General features: G+C 44.3%; 15 protein-coding genes and 1 riboswitch. Of the genes, 7 read left to right on the top strand and 8 right to left on the bottom strand.

The window, feature by feature from the left end; all coding sequences use genetic code 11:
• Nucleotides 1-110 precede the first annotated feature (110 nt).
• Together glcD and JOC27_RS08640 are read left to right on the top strand one after the other, a co-directional pair.
• Nucleotides 111-1,544, top strand: coding sequence for a glycolate oxidase subunit GlcD (glcD, locus tag JOC27_RS08645; protein ID WP_205006892.1), 1,434 nt, complete (start codon nt 111-113; stop codon nt 1,542-1,544).
• On the top strand, nt 1,541-2,866 hold the full coding sequence (locus JOC27_RS08640) for a (Fe-S)-binding protein (protein ID WP_205006891.1): 1,326 nt from the start codon (nt 1,541-1,543) through the stop codon (nt 2,864-2,866). The genes glcD and JOC27_RS08640 overlap by 4 nt, the downstream gene beginning before the upstream one ends.
• Before the next feature lie 72 nt (nt 2,867-2,938).
• Here the strand turns inward: JOC27_RS08640 and JOC27_RS08635 are convergent, their stop codons facing one another.
• From JOC27_RS08635 to JOC27_RS08605, 7 genes are all read right to left on the bottom strand, one after another.
• Nucleotides 2,939-3,079, bottom strand: a complete 141-nt coding sequence (locus JOC27_RS08635) for a hypothetical protein (RefSeq protein WP_205006890.1) — start codon at nt 3,077-3,079, stop codon at nt 2,939-2,941.
• Nucleotides 3,080-3,133: 54 nt separating this feature from the next.
• A complete protein-coding gene (locus JOC27_RS08630) occupies nt 3,134-3,607 on the bottom strand; it encodes a GNAT family N-acetyltransferase (RefSeq protein ID WP_205006889.1) in 474 nt (157 codons plus the stop codon).
• A 49-nt stretch (nt 3,608-3,656) separates the two neighbouring features.
• Nucleotides 3,657-4,208, bottom strand: a complete 552-nt coding sequence (locus JOC27_RS08625) for a DUF402 domain-containing protein (RefSeq protein WP_205006888.1) — start codon at nt 4,206-4,208, stop codon at nt 3,657-3,659.
• A 313-nt stretch (nt 4,209-4,521) separates the two neighbouring features.
• Complete coding sequence (locus JOC27_RS08620) at nt 4,522-4,704, bottom strand: cold-shock protein (protein ID WP_205006887.1); 183 nt, start codon at nt 4,702-4,704, stop codon at nt 4,522-4,524.
• Between the two features lie 81 nt (nt 4,705-4,785).
• Nucleotides 4,786-5,895 carry a Ger(x)C family spore germination protein gene (locus tag JOC27_RS08615; protein WP_205006886.1) on the bottom strand — a complete coding sequence of 370 codons (1,110 nt, stop codon included), beginning with the start codon at nt 5,893-5,895 and terminating at the stop codon, nt 4,786-4,788.
• Nucleotides 5,892-7,007 (bottom strand): GerAB/ArcD/ProY family transporter, encoded by a 1,116-nt coding sequence (locus JOC27_RS08610; protein ID WP_205006885.1) that lies wholly within the window; start codon nt 7,005-7,007, stop codon nt 5,892-5,894. Before JOC27_RS08610 ends, JOC27_RS08615 begins: the two co-directional genes overlap by 4 nt.
• Before the next feature lie 37 nt (nt 7,008-7,044).
• A complete protein-coding gene (locus JOC27_RS08605) occupies nt 7,045-8,559 on the bottom strand; it encodes a spore germination protein (RefSeq protein WP_205006884.1) in 1,515 nt (504 codons plus the stop codon).
• 493 nt (nt 8,560-9,052) lie between these two features.
• Between JOC27_RS08605 and JOC27_RS08600 the strand changes: the two genes are divergently transcribed.
• The 4 genes from JOC27_RS08600 to ytkD all read left to right on the top strand — a co-directional run bounded on the left by JOC27_RS08600 (nt 9,053) and on the right by ytkD (nt 12,163).
• Nucleotides 9,053-9,880 carry an ABC transporter permease gene (locus JOC27_RS08600; RefSeq protein WP_205006883.1) on the top strand — a complete coding sequence of 276 codons (828 nt, stop codon included), beginning with the start codon at nt 9,053-9,055 and terminating at the stop codon, nt 9,878-9,880.
• A 21-nt stretch (nt 9,881-9,901) separates the two neighbouring features.
• Nucleotides 9,902-10,696 carry a teichoic acids export ABC transporter ATP-binding subunit TagH gene (gene tagH / locus JOC27_RS08595; protein ID WP_205006882.1) on the top strand — a complete coding sequence of 265 codons (795 nt, stop codon included), beginning with the start codon at nt 9,902-9,904 and terminating at the stop codon, nt 10,694-10,696.
• 590 nt (nt 10,697-11,286) lie between these two features.
• Nucleotides 11,287-11,511, top strand: coding sequence for a Fur-regulated basic protein FbpA (locus tag JOC27_RS08590; protein WP_338062793.1), 225 nt, complete (start codon nt 11,287-11,289; stop codon nt 11,509-11,511).
• A gap of 127 nt (nt 11,512-11,638) precedes the next feature.
• A complete protein-coding gene (gene ytkD, locus JOC27_RS08585) occupies nt 11,639-12,163 on the top strand; it encodes an RNA deprotection pyrophosphohydrolase (RefSeq protein WP_205006939.1) in 525 nt (174 codons plus the stop codon).
• A gap of 92 nt (nt 12,164-12,255) precedes the next feature.
• On the opposite strand, the gene pckA is transcribed toward ytkD, so the two are convergent.
• Nucleotides 12,256-13,839 carry a phosphoenolpyruvate carboxykinase (ATP) gene (pckA, locus tag JOC27_RS08580; protein ID WP_205006881.1) on the bottom strand — a complete coding sequence of 528 codons (1,584 nt, stop codon included), beginning with the start codon at nt 13,837-13,839 and terminating at the stop codon, nt 12,256-12,258.
• 304 nt (nt 13,840-14,143) lie between these two features.
• Nucleotides 14,144-14,247: riboswitch (SAM riboswitch) on the top strand.
• A 204-nt stretch (nt 14,248-14,451) separates the two neighbouring features.
• Between pckA and metK the strand changes: the two genes are divergently transcribed.
• Nucleotides 14,452-15,666 carry a methionine adenosyltransferase gene (gene metK, locus JOC27_RS08575; RefSeq protein WP_205006880.1) on the top strand — a complete coding sequence of 405 codons (1,215 nt, stop codon included), beginning with the start codon at nt 14,452-14,454 and terminating at the stop codon, nt 15,664-15,666.
• Nucleotides 15,667-16,364: the final 698 nt, after the last annotated feature.

The following is a 16,364-nucleotide window of genomic DNA, read 5'->3' as shown; positions in this document are numbered from 1 at the left end:
GAACCCAGTAGCTTTCAATAGAATTATAGATAAAGACTATTTATAATATTAAGTAAAAAGAAAGCGCATTATTTGTCGATCAATGAGAGGCGGAATGGGGGGAGAGTCTCATGTTTTCAGCAAATGAGAAGAAAAAGTTCGGTAAGTTAAAAAAGGGTTTGATCGATATTGTTGGTTCAGAAAACATAGACGATTCGACGAGCGGGCGCCTCGTTTATTCTTATGATGCAACGCCGAACTACCAGTCGTTGCCGGATGTAATCGTTGCTCCGGGAAGTGCTGAAGAAATGGCGGCAGTTTTGAAGCTGTGCAACGATATGGAAACGCCTGTTTATGCCAGAGGTTCCGGAACGAATTTATGCGCGGATACGTGTCCGTTGAAGGGTGGCGTTGTTCTGCTTTTTAAACGGATGAATCAAATACTGGAATTGGATAAGGAGAACTTGACGATTACCGTGCAACCCGGCGTGATAACAAAGGAAATCTGCGATTGTGTGGAGGCACAAGGTTTGTTCTATCCCCCCGATCCAGGGTCAATGGCGATCGCAACGATAGGTGGCAATATCAGCGAGAACTCCGGTGGTTTGCACGGCTTGAAATACGGCGTGACTCGAGACTATGTACTGGCTCTTCAGGTCGCACTGCCGAATGGAAAACTAATTCGTACAGGCGGCAAACTGACTAAGGATGTCGCTGGCTATGATCTGACGCGTTTGTTTATCGGTTCTGAAGGAACACTTGGCGTGATTACAGAAGCAACGTTGAAACTGATCCCGAAACCGGAATCGCAGAAGACTATTCTGGCGCTTTATCAGGATCTCGAAGCAGCCGGCCGCTCGGTTTCTTCAATCATCGCGAACAAAATGATACCTGCTACATTGGAATTTCTCGACCAAGATACACTGAAAGCTGTTGAAGGTTTCGCACATATCGGCTTGCCGACTAATGTTCAGGCGATTTTGCTGATTGTTCAGGATGGTCCTGCAGAAATTGTTGATCGTGATATTCAACGGATTGCGGAAATCTGTCGCGAGCAACAGGCTGTTGATGTGCAGCTTGCAGCTTCGGAAGAAGAGGCCCAAAAATTAGCCACAGCGCGTCGAACCGCGCTAAGCGCGCTTGCTCGGCTCAAACCAACGACAATTTTAGAGGATGCGACCGTGCCACGTTCGGAAATTGCGAAAATGGTTCGGGCAATTGCTGATATCGCTCAAAAATATGATTTGCGTATTTCTACATTCGGACATGCCGGCGATGGCAATCTGCATCCGACATGTTTGACCGATGCGCGCAACACTGAGGAAATGGAACGTGTCGAGAAGGCTTTTGCTGAAATCTTTGAGAAAGCAATTGAGCTGGGCGGCACATTGACTGGTGAACATGGCGTGGGTGCTACGAAAGCGCCCTATCTGAAATGGAAACTTGGCGAAGCGGGTCTTGAAGTGATGCGCGGCATCAAGCAGTCAATAGATCCGAAAGGCATTATGAACCCAGGAAAAGTATTCGCGGATGTTTCAATAGAAAGGGAGGCGACGGCAAAATGATGACAGAAACTGAGAAAAAAGCGATTCAAAATGATTTTAAAGAACAGATGGATTATGACGAATTGCTGAACTGTATGCGCTGCGGCTTCTGTCTGCCGTCATGCCCGACCTACATCGAAACCGACCAGCAGGAACTCTACTCGCCGCGCGGCCGTATCGCATTAATGAAAGGCATTACAGATGGTGTGATTGAACCAGATGAAGAAGTGACGCATTCACTCGATCTCTGTCTGGGTTGCCGTGCCTGTGAGACCGTCTGTCCGTCCGGTGTAAAATATGGCCATCTGCTTGAAGACGCTCGAAGTATCATTCAGTCGCATAAGAAACAGTCGGTTCCAGTGAAAATGCTGCGAAGAGGAATTTTTGACGAATTGTTCCCGAATCAAAACCGGCTGGAGCATGTGACAAGCTTGCTTGGTTTCTATCAGCGAAGTGGATTGTCAAAAGTCGTGCGCAAGGTTGGTTTTATGAATCTGTTTCCAGAGAGTATGGCAACCATGGAACGGGTGCTTCCAGAAGTCCCGAAACGTAAAGAAATCAGAGAACGTCCGAGGTATTTTGAACACGAAGGAGAGCGTCAGGCGACTTGCGCAATGTTCACTGGCTGTCTCATGGATACGGTTTTCTTCACAACGAATAATGCAACCATTCGCCTGCTACAGAAAGCTGGCTGCGATGTCCTTGTTCCAGAAAATCAGCTCTGTTGTGGCGCACTGCACGGGCATAACGGGGAACTCGAGCGGGCGAAACAAATGGCGAAACAGAATATCGCAGCTTTTGAGCATTCCGGCGCTGATTACATTGTCACGAATGCGGGCGGTTGCGGCGCATTTTTGATCGAGTACGATCACCTGCTTGCTGATGATCCGGAATGGGCGGATCGCGCCAAGAACTTCGTTTCAAAATTGAAAGACATTTCTGCCGTGCTTGTGACCCTTGAATTTCATAAAACGCACCGGCTGAAATTACCACAACAGACAGTCACCTATCAAGATTCCTGTCATTTGCGCAATGTGATGCATACCTATGAAGAACCGCGCCTTTTGCTGCAATCGATTGAAGGAATTCATTTTGAGGAAATGGAAGGCGCCAATACGTGCTGTGGATCGGCGGGCGATTATAATATTGTTGAACCCGAGATGGCGATGCAAATCCTTGATCATAAAATGGAGCAAGTAGTGAAGACAGACGCCAAAACAATCGTGACCGCCAATCCCGGCTGCTTGCTAGAGATGAAGGTTGGCATTGAACGCAAACATCGGACGGGTTCGATGCGAGCAGTGCACATTGTTGATCTTTTGCTTGAAGCTTTGGATGGCTGAACGGCTGTTGCAAAGGATTATAAGCATGTAAAACGGGAACTGCTACTTTTCGGCTGTTCCCGTTTTGTCTTTTTATTTATTGTTTTTTCGTGCCCGTTCTTCAAGTTTTGAGACGGGCGCTGACGGATCGCCGGGTGCTCGCCCGGAAGGATTGACACTCGAAGCTGTCTTCCCCGAATTTGAGCGGTATTCTTTACGTCTTGCTTCAGACATAGACACACCTCCTGTTTCCTATTATGTACAGGAGGTGTGTTTGCTTATGCATCTTCAAATCAGACGCTTGGTCATATTAATATCTGTGTCAACAAAACCGAGCTTCTGGTAAATATGGTGGGCACGTGTATTATGCGCGAAAACGTGCAGGCTAACTTTTTCAAGGCCAATATGTCGGCAGTAGTCGAACAGACTGAGCAATGTCGCCTGACCGAGCCCGTTGCCACGATAGGGTTCGAAAATTTCAAAGTCATAAATAAAAGCTTCTCGTGAGCGAGTTGCCAACGAATAATGAAGCCAGATGATCCCGATTTTTTGTTCAAAGCAATCAAAAAGCGATAAAAAGTAATGATTGGGCGTATCTAAACCAAGGGGCAGTAGATTCTTAAATTCAGCTTGGGCACGCGAAAATGCTTCATTTGGTAACCATGTGCCCGCACGTTGTTTCTCAACGGCGTATTCGCGTATGCTATGCTGCATATAAGGCACAAAGTCGTGCGGATGCATCGGTTTGAGTGAAACAGACACAGTCATCCCCCTCTTTTCATCTGGATACAAATTATCGAAATTTCTGCTTTTATTCTGGAAAAGTGGCGCGCAAATTACGGGCGAGATCCAGAAAAAAATCAGGATCGTTTTCAATGAATCGCTTCAAATGTTTGGCTGTCTGCCAAGCTTGAGCATATTTCTCTTGATCAATAATTCCTTCGTCCAAGGCCTCAGTCAGTTCATCTTGATCAACCAGGTAGAGATCATGGTTGGGAAAGAGAATTAAATCTAAGTAGAGATCATCAAACCACAGGATCGCCGCGCTATCCTTTCCTTTTCGAGCAATCACATCGAAATAACATTGAACAAGCTGTCTTTTTTCATCGAACATCGCTGTGACAACATATTGAGCAGCGCCTGAGGGAAAGAGTTGCAACCAGGAATAGTCGCGATCAACGGTTTTCGTGCGTGTTCCACCATAAAAGACAGATAACGGCGCTTTTACGGCATCAAAATGTATTAGTACGGCTTCACCATGGAATGTTGGCCACATAAATTCTTTTTTGGAGAGATGACTTGAAATAATTCGACGCCAGCCGCGGCGATCCGCATATTTTCTTTTCATTTTAGTCAGTTTCACAGAATCACCTTCTATCGACTACTCCTCTATTGTATCCTAAGCTTAAGCGTATTGGGACCTGAAAGTCTCGGAATACACGATGAATTTTCTAATTAAATAATTATATGGGTATGCGCTACGGAATAGCCAAGATATTTCAAGAGAAATCGTGCTATGATTCAGTATAGCTGAAGAATGCTTACTTCAAACGATCAGTGTGGCGATTTAGAAGGTAACGACGCAAACAAAAAACAAGACAGGCACGCCGAACCGCTTCGCAGCAGAACGGACGTGCCTGAAAAAACAAATTTTGGTTGTTCATAAGAAGCGCCGATTAGTCAATAACAGGAAGTATTCTCGTTTCCTTTTTCATTTCAGAATGGCAGAGCGGACATGTTGGATGGCTGTCAAAAGAGAAGGCATCCCTCATCCAACCGGAACACGAGTCATTGGTACATGTCCAAATAGCGGTTTCTGCTTCAGGAACCGGTTCTTGCGGGCCACGATTAAATCCCATCGATCAAAATCCCCTTTCCTGTTAATTTTTCTATTATAACATTTTTTAATCGATAAAGGAAAAGAAAGCACTTTCCGACAATTAATCAGTAATACCTGTTTGCTGGATAATGACTGATACCTTGCAATGGAAACGGGCATGACGATAACGCTCGGGCCATGATTTTCCATCAAAATGATAGGTGAAACTTCTTACCTTATCGCCAATTTGTAGCGGATCAATGCCTTTTTTTTGTATTTTGCGTACGAGCTGCCGGGCGTCAGACGCTAGCCCTTTTTCCATTATCCTTGCGACTTGCGGTGTTTTTACTTTGCTCACAGAACCAGGATAGGCCTGGCGTACTTGACCGATAACATGGATCGTTGTGTAAATATCTGGCGAGGCACTATTGCCATGCCGTACCTTATAGTTTACTGAAGTCTTCACATTGCGCAGTGCAATATGCCTTCCTGGGCGATATTCAAGATCGTAAACACCCAGAGTGAAATTCTGATAGAGCATTTTAAAAACAAAGACCTTAGAATCTGGAATGCGCATTGCAAGTTTATCATGATTGAATAACGCTAATCCGCGCATCTCAAGGTGATCACCGTTCTTTTGGATAATTGGCATAAACGGATCCATATAGGCGCCAAAGTAAGCATATAAAAAAGATGACAGATCGCTATCCGGATAATTTTGGGTATTATTTTGCATGATCATATCTTGTGCATAACGCGAGACCGGAATTTGCGTCTGATAATCGGTTGCTTTGAGCAGCTTTTTACAACTGCCATCGACAACTGCAAGCGTCAGGTCGCGAGGAACGTCTGGATCACGATTGCGAAAAGACATTTGAATCGAGAGACCATGTTTGGCCATTGGCAGATTAAATAACATCAGTCGAATTTTCCCGGCCTGGATCGCTACCTGTCCTTCGGATTGAAGTCTATCGACCAATGATTTTCCATTATACGTCTGGACGCTGAGCGAGCGAATTAAGGACGCAGTTGATGGCAGCCCAGCCCCCTGACCGCCCTGGTTGCCGCTTTGGACAAAATTCGGCATTGTGACGGTTCCGATCACTTTATTGTGGCCAATGTAGTCATAACCTTCTGCTTCAACAATAAGGATATCGTCAATGATATGCGTCGGTACGCAGCCGGCAAGCAACAGACAACTGAGAACGCCAACCATTACTTTTCGTCTCATGCGGTTTCTCCAGTAAATAAGTTTTTTAACCATTGGCATAGGAAAAGAAGTGGAATATAGCAATAAATTGCAATAAATCCGATTATGTTAAAGAGACGAGTCAACATCATTACTTGTTGCCCATCTCGAATGAGATAGGCGGTGACAATCGTAAGAATTAGGATCGCGATTAAAGAGTATTTCTTTTTAATCTTCGGGAAGGTGAACTTGATGCCGCGCGTGAGCACCCAGGAACAAAGGCTGACCAGTGGAATTAGGCTCCAAAGCAAGATAATGGAAAAAATGATATCCACATGTTCAAAAAACGGAAATTTTATGCTCTTCCAAAAAGTTAGGGTTGGCCAAATTGTTTTTTGCACTTCACCTTGGCTGTAATAGACGATGCCAAGAATGATAAAGATGAGATAGATGTACAGGGTTGTCAGCAGACTGAAGTATGCCCATTTTTTAGCTTCTTCCGGTTTTTTAATAAATGGATAATAAAACAGAATAAATTCAAAACCGACATACACATGGGTATTCATAAAAAAAGAAAGAAAAATTTGCTGTGGACGATGCTCCATTATCGGTAGGAGGTTGGAAAAATGGGCATGCGGGACGACAAAGACATTAGACAGAAACAAAGGGAGAAGATAAATAAAATTAATCAGACTGACACCGACGATATTACGGAAACCACCCATGACAATATACCAGACGATCAGGCAGAAGAGTACAGAAAAAACGAGTGTGGATAATTGTGGAAAAATTTCAACCTGAAGCAGTTCAATTAAACTGCGTAAATAGGTGACAGAGTAGAGAAAAACGTAAATCGAAACAATTAAATTCAGCATACTGCCGATCAGTTTGCCGAAGATACGGCGTTGTATGGAAAAAAGATCGGCTTGCCCATATCTTCGTTCCTTTTCAAGTAGACGTAGAATCAGCCACATCACTGGAAATGTGGAAAGGCCACCTAGGAGCACAGCGATCCATGCATCCTGCTGACTATCTTTTGTAACGAGCTGCTGAATGAAAACGAATTCAATGGCGATTTGCATCGTCTGAGTCAGAAAGAAAACGGCCATCGGACCGGCTTTATGCGTGTCGTTAATCGGATTTGCCTTTGCCATCATCTACGTCTCCTTGAATGATCGTCTGTTCGCTGTCCTATTCATCGATATCCGGCGACTGTTTGCCTACTTTTTCTCGGGCACGCTGTGGATTGGTACGGTCGGCGTCGCCCGTTCGCAAAAATTGTGGGCGGCGGTTTTGAAAATTAAACGGCAAGCGGATATAAGCGTCTTGCATATCGGTCACGCGCAACGGATAAATCGGTTCGATGTACGGTCTACCAAGAGAAGTCAGCTTAATCAGGTGGCAGACAAATAACATGAAGCACAATGCAATTCCAAGTAAGCCGAGAACTTCCGCGAAGAGGATGAAAGGAAAACGAATAAAACGGATGGTTGTTGCCATTCGGTAATTAGGCGTGATGAAGGCGGCAAGCGCCGACATGGCGATGATGATCAGCAGAATATTGCTGGCAACTCCTGCTTGAACAGAAGCGGTGCCAATCACAATACCGCCAACGATACCCATTGTCTGACCGACTTTTGTCGGAAGGCGTGCGCCCGCCTCACGCAAAAGTTCAATCATAATTTCAAGAAGAAGGACCTCAATCACCGGATCATAGGGCACTGAACTCCTCGAAACAATTAACGCGCCCATCAAATCTTTAGGTACCAATTGATAATGATACGTTAGCACAGCGACATAAAGCGAAGATGAAACGATTGAAAAAGCAACAGCGAATAGCCTCAAGAGACGGTAAGCGGTAGCGATTGGCCAAACGAGAAAATAATCATCAAAAGCAGCGAAAAATTCAACGATGGTCGAAGGCATAATAAGTGCGTTGGGTGATCCATCGACGAGCACCGCTACTTTTCCTTCATAAAGCGCGCCTGCCACGCGATCGGGACGTTCCGTATCAATAAATTGCGGAAATAATGAGTGATTATTGTCGCCGATATGCAAGGCAAGCATCGTCGCGTCAATCAAGCTGACAACTTCAAGATCAGAAATACGCTGGACAACAGTATTTAAATTTTCCTTATTCGCAATGCCGTCGACAAACAGCACACAGACGCGTGTCCGCGATATTTTTCCGACGCGCAGTTCTTTTATCTGGAATTGTGGAATTGGCAGCCGTTTCCTGATGAGGTTTATATTCGTGTCGATCGATTCAACAAAACCTTCATGCGATCCGAGAATACTTGTCTCAATCTCAGTCTGCTCGACTTGCCTGCCTTGAACTTTTATTGAAGGAATAATTAAGCAATCCGGCTTGTTCTCCGATTCTTGAATGACAATGAATCCTTCAAGGAGTTTCGATTGAATCACCGACAATTCTTTCGTACGGATGATTTCCTCGAACGGTAGTATCGTCTGAACATCAGACAAACAATGCACCTGGTTGCTGTATAAATAAGGAAAAACATCACGATGCACATAATCGACATCAACGAGTGTCTGCATGAAGGACACCCAACAGGAAAAATGTGGTCCTTTATGGTGAAAATGAGTAAAATCCGGGTTAACTTTTAATTGTTTCAATAAATCAACGATACTTTTTGCCGGCGTTTGCGGATCGGTTTTCTTCAGTCGCCTTTTTTTCCAAAACATGTGTCTCGCCTCGCTTAATTGCCATCTGAGTGCTCAGAAATTTGTGCCTTTTTCTTTTCTACTTTGCTTTGCTCGAGATAAATAACAACAAAAGGAATCGTATTTGGAAAGAAGATTAGTACATAGGCCAAAGCGGCAGAGAAAGTATCGATCCGGAAAATCACAAATATAAAAAACAGACCCATAATTGCAAAATTACTAAGAAACAAACAGATACTAAGCATCTCTATACGCCACTTTTCTAGGCAGGTTTGGCTTGCGAAGCAAGGCAAACCTCAAATTCATTGCGTTTGGTTATTTTTCCCGAAGATCGGATGATTATTCCTCAATCACGGACTGAATTGGGTAGTGTGGTCATAACTGGCGAACATCTGTCGAAAATAAGAGAGTGGACTCTGAATTCACTTTTCTTTTCCGGCACTATTGTGTTAAAGTGAGAGATGTGAGTTTTTTTTTTATTAACTAAGAACTGTTACATTGGAAGGATCAACCGATGAAATCTGCATGGAGAGTTATCAAAGAACAATTAAGCAGCCTTTACTTGATTCGCCGGCTGTCGCTCTATGAATTAAAAAGCGAGAACAATAATAATTATCTTGGAATGGCTTGGATTGTCATCAACCCAATGATCCAAATTTTCATCTATTGGCTTGTTTTTGGAGAAATTCTTAACAAGAAAGCGGTTATTGTTGAAAACGGGGAAACGGTACCCTATTTTGACTGGCTCGTAGCCGGGATCTTTATTTGGTTCTATTTGCAACCAGCGGTTATTCAGGGCTCAAAGTCCGTTTATTCGCGCATTAAATTTATCGCAAAAATGAATTTTCCAATGAGTACAATTCCAACCTATGTCATCTTTGAAAAATTTTATCAGCATCTGTTGTTAACGGTGCTTGTTTTGATTTATTTACAGTTTACACCGTATAAAGCCAGTCTCTATCTCATTCAATTGCCTTATTTTATGTTTGCTTCTTTGGCATTTCTTGTTTCGATCTCGCTGATCACGTCAACCTTTTCTACGATTATTCGCGATGTGCATCAAATTCTGATTTCCTTCATGCGAATGATTTTTTATTTGACGCCATTTTTGTGGGAGCCTTCGCGGTTGGCCAATCTGCCGCATTTTGTCCATAATATTCTGCTACTTAATCCGATGTATTATCTTGTACAGGGCTATCGATCGACGATGCTTGGCATCTCCTGGTATCCTATCGATCATCTGTCGTACACAATTTACTTTTGGTTAACAGTATTGTTAATGTTTATTCTCGGATCTAGTGTTCACTTGAAATTCAGAGACCATTTTGTCGATTATTTATAAGGCTTATAAGGTGGGAAACACATGCCAAAATCAGTTATTGTCCATCATGTGACGAAGACCTATAAAATGTACAGCAAGAATTCCGAAAAACTGCTCGATCTGCTTTCACCGCGCAGCCATGGCAAATCGTTCTATGCGCTTCAAGACATTAGTTTTGATGCGAATGAAGGCGATGTGGTTGGTATTATTGGCGTGAACGGTTCCGGCAAATCGACACTGTCGAATATTATTGCAGGGATTATTCCGCCTACCTCCGGATCTGTTGAAGTTCATGGCGAAACGGCTTTGATTGCCATACAGTCCGGTCTAAAGGGCGAGCTCAGCGGCAGAGAGAATATCGAATTGAAATGTTTGATGCTCGGTTTTAATAAACGCCAAATTAAGGAAATGACACCGCAGATTATTGAATTTGCCGATATCGGTGATTTTATTGATCAGCCAGTAAAATCGTATTCGAGTGGGATGAAATCGCGGCTCGGCTTCGCTATTTCAATACATATTGATCCGGATATACTTGTTATTGACGAAGCCCTGTCTGTCGGTGATCAGACATTTGCTGATAAATGCTTGGATAAAATGAACGAGTTCAAAGCGCGCGGAAAGACCATTTTCTTTATTAGCCATTCGATTACTCAGATGAAGGCATTCTGCGAAAAGGCGCTTTGGATTCAATATGGACAGGTTGAGCAATACGGCCCGATGGAAAACGTAATGCCTGAATATGAGAAGTTTATTAAGAAGTACAAGAAAATGACTAAGGAAGAGAAAAAAGCTTTTCAGAACAGCGTACGCCAAAAGCGAATGATTGAAGCATAAGCAATGTTTTGTTAAATAATTAAGTTTCGAGTGCTTCAAAAACCGAATGGCTGAAGCAGCGCCCGCGGCAAGCGAGCGACCGAAGCACATTTGCTATAAATAAGGATCGGGCGGAGTTTTTGGTTTTCTGAGAAGATAACAAGCATATGATTTTGTGCGAAAAATGTAGCGAAGGCGCGAGACGCCTGCGGGAAAAGCGAGCCAAGTGAGACACCGCAGATTCTAGCCTGTTCGAGGAGGCTCACGGATCGCCCGCGGCAAGCGAGCAGCCGAAGCGCATTTGTTAAAAAAAGGACTGGGCGAAGCTATAATTTAAAGAAAAAATAAATATATTTATAGATGAATTGACTTCGTTGCATCGTAAGTTTGTGACTGAAGTCACTTTTTTTTTGAAAAAAGGAATCTTTTATTATAAAATTGCAGTATAGTATTATTATAAACGCTTACATGAAAACGAATAGGCGATGACATGAATCGCTCAGGTACACGGAATGGTGTATCTGCTGTTTAAGAAAATAAAATACTGTGCATATTAAAAGAAGAGCTATCGATGAAAAAAGTCATGGGCGCCCAGAAAGGAGGAAGGGGCAGTGCGCAACAGCAAAAAAATGAAAGCGTTTGCTGCCTGTCCCAAGCAGATGATACAAAAAAATTTATTGCGCGTGGCGGTCGAGAATCGGAAAAAGTATTTAATTCACTTGCTTCAGTCCCATCAAGTCACAAGCGAGCCGCATGAACTGAGTACGTGGACGCTTTCTGAACTCGAACATGAATGGAAACGATATCAAGCACGCTGCCAACAGGATATTGGTTGATTGACAGTATACATGCTGCCGTACAATGTACGCCCATACGATCGGCGCATGATGTATAATTGTGAGGAATCAACGCACGACTCAATTTGCTGTCAGTTGGGGAAAAAGAGGAAAGCCAGGTGATTGGTTGAATCAAAGTTTGTCATTCAGTGATTATTACGGTAATGAAGTACGCCTTGCGCTTGGTAGCCGCCCATTTTCAAATCAGCCGAGACATGTCTGGGTTATCTGCCGATTTCACAAGCAGTGGCTGCTCACTCGGCACAAACGGCGTGGCTTAGAATTCCCCGGCGGCAAGATTGAACCAGGAGAAACTGCAGAGCAGGCAGCCTGCCGAGAGGTTTATGAAGAGACAGGCGCGCACGTCGCTACGCTTTACGGCTTGGGACAATATCAGGTAATCGGTCGAAATGAATCCATAGAGAAGAATATCTATTTTGCGGAAATTGATACGATTTCAGTAAAGGAGGACTATCTCGAAACAGATGGCCCTTTTCTTCTCAATAAGTTTCCGGAGTATCTGGAAAAGGATAGACGTTTCAGCTTTCTTATGAAGGACAAGGTGCTGACGGCTTCGATGCATGCCGCGCGTGAAGCGTTCTGGATTGATCGCTATCGAAACAGTACAGAAATTCAACCCGGTCCTACATAAAAAACTATCAAGCGTTCAAAAGTTCTCAACGTAAAAAAAGTACCGCGCGATTGTTGCGCGGTGCTTTTTTATGTTTATCTTGTCATTATTTTTCAGCAGGAGATGGGTCCGGCAGCCCGAATTTCATCAGAGGCCTCCGGAAAGTTTTTGAAATTGCTTCTGAATTGGGTGACCAGATCTTTTGCCTGTTTCGAATAAGATTCTTTGTCGTTCCAAGATTCCCAAGGAAGCAGGACGCTTTCGGGAATGCCTGCGCACGTTTTCGGAATATGCAGGCCAAAAATAGGATCGGTTATTGTCTCCGCTTCAGCGAGTTCGCCGCTTAACGCCGCGTCAATCATCCGCCGTGTGTAGCCAAGTTCCATCCGCTTGCCGACACCGTAAGGACCACCAGTCCAGCCGGTGTTGACGAGATAGGCGCGAACATTGTGTTTTTTAATCCGTCTGCCGAGCAGCTCCGCGTATACGGCGGCTGGACGAGGCATGAATGGCGAACCAAAGCAGGTTGAGAATGTCGCTTCCGGATCAGTCACACCACGTTCTGTACCCGCCAGCTTGCTTGTGTAGCCGGAGAGAAATTGGTACATCGCTTGTTCCGGTGTCAGAATACTGATCGGCGGCAGTACACCGAAGGCATCCGCGGTCAGGAAAATGATACTATCTGGCTGACCACCGATGCTTGGAATAATCGCGTTTGGCACATTATCAAGCGAATAGGCGGCTCGCGTATTTTCTGTCAGCGCGCCATTATCAAAGTCAGGCTTACGATCATCATAGTGAACAATAACGTTCTCAAGTATTGTACCAAACTGAATACTGTTGTAGATTTGCGGTTCTTTTTCTTTAGAAAGACGAATCGTTTTCGCATAGCAGCCACCTTCGACATTGAAGACGCCATCGTTTGACCATCCATGTTCATCGTCGCCGATCAATTCGCGGCCAGGCGCATTTGAGAGCGTTGTTTTACCTGTGCCGGATAAACCGAAGAACAAGGCGACACGGCCACTTGCATCCTGATTGGCAGAGCAGTGCATCGGCATGATATTTTCTTGCGGCAGAAGGAAGTTCATGATCGTGAAGATTGATTTTTTAATTTCGCCGCCGTATTCTGTGCCGCCGATCAAAACAGTTCGATGTGTGAAGGATATAATGATAAAGGCCTCGGATCGTGTCCTGTCAATTACCGGATCTGCCTTGAATCCCGGTGCGGAAAGTACCGTAAAATCCGCTTGGTGCGTTTTCAATTCACAAGCATTCGGTACAATGAATAGCTGGTTGCAGAAGAGGTTCTGCCAAGCGTATTCATTGATCACTTGAATAGCCAGCCTGTGTTTCGGATCCGCGCCAGCAAATCCTTTGAAAACAAAACGTCTGTCAGTCCGGCTCAAATAGCGGACCATTTTCTGGTAGAGATTCATAAAAACGGTTTCATTTATCGGCTGATTGCGAGTCCAGTCGATTGTATCCGCTGTCAATTTGTCTTTTACAAAGAATTTGTCTCTGGGGGAGCGGCCGGTGTATTTGCCTGTTGTCACTGCCAGAGCTCCTTTGTCCGTTAAAACGCCTTCATTTTTTTCAAGCGCTTTTTGAATTAATTCTGGAACTGAGAGATTAATAAACGTATCCTTTGTGTTGAAAAGTTCCAAGATGGACGTGTTCGGTACCGTGGCATTCATAACAAACATCCCTTTCTAAAATAGAATTTGTCTATTCAATGAAAATAGTATAACACAATTAAACTAATGAAACACAATAAATTTTCAATCAAAAGGATAGAAATTATGTTAAAAATTTCACAAAGTAAATTGGCCAAAGAAAGAAAACGCTTTCATACCTTTATTATATACTGATGTATTCCTTTTGTTAACTTTCGCAAACTGTACTTCTGTGAACATTGCTTGTGTTTTGCAGAAGTACCAACGGGTCTTACATTGACAGGAATAAATCCCTGTTGTATCATGTGAATTAATAATACGGCTGCTCTTATTCCGAGTAGGCGGAGGGACAGGCCCGATGAAGCCCGGCAACCGGTCGCAAGCGATACGGTGCTAACCTGCAGGAAAATTTATTCCTGATAATAAGAGGCGCGCGACATGCGAAGGAGTAAGCCTACCCATTTTTTTGCGGGGGCTTTTTTCATGCCTTGAAAACAAGCGGCGGGTTCGGGTACCGTGTGATTGATAGCTGACGCGAAATAATTTTTTGCTCGGCATGCCGGAAGAGTATTTTCCTCTTCGGACAGTTTTTTATCAACCTCATATAATGTTTGAAAGGCAGGGTGAAGATTTATGGCAGGAAATGATTCAAGAAGGCTTTTTACATCAGAATCCGTAACTGAGGGGCATCCAGACAAAATTTGTGACCAGATTTCAGATGCGATTCTTGATGAATTATTAAAGGGTGATCCGAATGCGCGGGTTGCTTGTGAAACAGTGGTTAATACCGGATTGGTCCTAGTAACCGGGGAAATCTCAACCTCTACTTATGTTGATATCCCGAAAGTAGTTCGTCAGACGATTGAGAAGATAGGCTATACAAATGCTAAATATGGCTTTGATGCGTCGAATTGCGCTATTTTGACATCAATTGAAGAACAGTCTGCTGATATTGCGCAAGGTGTGAACCAGGCGTTGGAAGCTAGAGAAGGCAAAATGACGGAAAATCAAATTGAAGCGATTGGTGCCGGTGATCAGGGTTTAATGTTCGGATTCGCTGTCAACGAAACGCCAGAATTGATGCCGCTGCCGATTTCCTTAGCGCACCAATTGGCGAAACGACTTGCCGATGTCCGGAAAACAGGCGAAATCAATTATTTGCGTCCAGATGGAAAAACACAAGTGACTGTCGAATACGATGAAGCGGGTCATCCGGCGCGTGTCGATACAATTGTTGTTTCGGCCCAGCATGATCCGGAAATCACTGAAGCGCAAATCAAGAAAGATATACGCGAAAAGGTCATTGCGCCGACTGTTCCAACTAAATTTCTTGATGAAAATACAAAATATTTCATTAACCCGACAGGCAGATTTGTAATTGGTGGACCACAAGGTGATGCAGGGTTAACAGGACGCAAAATTATCGTCGATACGTATGGCGGCTATGCGCGCCATGGTGGCGGTGCGTTTTCTGGAAAAGATGCAACGAAGGTTGACCGTTCCGCCTCATACGCTGCGCGTTATGTTGCCAAGAACATTGTCGCGGCGGGACTTGCGGAAAAATGTGAAGTCCAGTTTGCGTATGCGATTGGCGTGGCGCAGCCGGTGTCGATCTCGGTCGATACTTTTGGAACCGGAAAAGCAAGCGAGCAGCAGCTTGTGGCGCTGATTCGCCGCAATTTCGATTTGCGTCCAGCAGGAATTATTAAGATGCTCGATCTACGCCGGCCAATTTATCTTCAGACGGCGGCATACGGACATTTTGGCCGTACAGATATCCTATTGCCGTGGGAGAAAACCGATAAAGCTGAATTGTTGAAGCAGCAATTGGCTGGCAGCGTAAAATAATCCCAAGGTTTTATAAGATGCTAGTGACACGTTTAACAGCATGGTAAAAAAAACGATACAGCGGTTCGCTCTTACAAGATGAAGAGGCGGACCGCTTTTTTGAAAAAGCTCTGTTTCATTTAATATTGTTTTTTGATAAAAAGATAGCGCAGATTATCGCCTGTTTGAGGAGGCTCACGGATCGCCCGCGGCAAGCGAGCGACCGGAGCAGTTTAATGCAAATAAGCACCAAGCGATCGCCTGTTTTTCTAAAAAGATAAGGAATAAGGCTTTTTTGTAAAAATAAAGCGCAGGTGCGAGACGCCTGCGGGAACAGCGAGCCAAGTGAGACCCCGCAGATTATCGCCTGTTTGAGGAGGCTCACGGATCGCCCGCGGCAAGCGAGCGACCGAAGCAGTTTAATGCAAATAAGGCGATCGCCTGCTTTTCTAAAAAGTAAGGCATAAGACTTTTTTGTAAAAATAAAGCGCAGGTGCGAGACGCCTGCGGGAACAGCGAGCCAAGTGAGACCCCGCAGATTATCGCTTGTTTGAGGAGGCTCACGGATCGCCCGCGGCAAGCGAGCGACCGGAGCAGTTTAATGCAAATAAGGCGATCGCCTGTTTTTCTAAAAAGTAAGGCATAAGACTTTTTTGTAAAAATAAAGCGCAGGTGCGAGACGCCTGCGGGAACAGCGAGCCAAGTGAGACCCCGCAGAT

Source organism: Sporolactobacillus spathodeae (assembly GCF_016908935.1).
In the GTDB taxonomy this organism is placed as follows: domain Bacteria; phylum Bacillota; class Bacilli; order Bacillales; family Sporolactobacillaceae; genus Sporolactobacillus; species Sporolactobacillus spathodeae.
This window is presented reverse-complemented; position numbering and strand designations above follow the sequence as displayed.

Coding starts and splice junctions, on each gene's coding strand:
- glcD (WP_205006892.1), top strand. CDS start 111: ATGTTTTCAGCAAATGAGAAGAAAAAGTTCGGTAAGTTAAAAAAGGGT.
- tagH (WP_205006882.1), top strand. CDS start 9,902: ATGCCAAAATCAGTTATTGTCCATCATGTGACGAAGACCTATAAAATG.
- metK (WP_205006880.1), top strand. CDS start 14,452: ATGGCAGGAAATGATTCAAGAAGGCTTTTTACATCAGAATCCGTAACT.
- JOC27_RS08635 (WP_205006890.1), bottom strand. CDS start 3,079: ATGTCTGAAGCAAGACGTAAAGAATACCGCTCAAATTCGGGGAAGACA.
- JOC27_RS08640 (WP_205006891.1), top strand. CDS start 1,541: ATGATGACAGAAACTGAGAAAAAAGCGATTCAAAATGATTTTAAAGAA.
- JOC27_RS08610 (WP_205006885.1), bottom strand. CDS start 7,007: ATGGCAAAGGCAAATCCGATTAACGACACGCATAAAGCCGGTCCGATG.
- JOC27_RS08615 (WP_205006886.1), bottom strand. CDS start 5,895: ATGAGACGAAAAGTAATGGTTGGCGTTCTCAGTTGTCTGTTGCTTGCC.
- pckA (WP_205006881.1), bottom strand. CDS start 13,839: ATGAATGCCACGGTACCGAACACGTCCATCTTGGAACTTTTCAACACA.
- JOC27_RS08620 (WP_205006887.1), bottom strand. CDS start 4,704: ATGGGATTTAATCGTGGCCCGCAAGAACCGGTTCCTGAAGCAGAAACC.
- JOC27_RS08605 (WP_205006884.1), bottom strand. CDS start 8,559: ATGTTTTGGAAAAAAAGGCGACTGAAGAAAACCGATCCGCAAACGCCG.
- JOC27_RS08600 (WP_205006883.1), top strand. CDS start 9,053: ATGAAATCTGCATGGAGAGTTATCAAAGAACAATTAAGCAGCCTTTAC.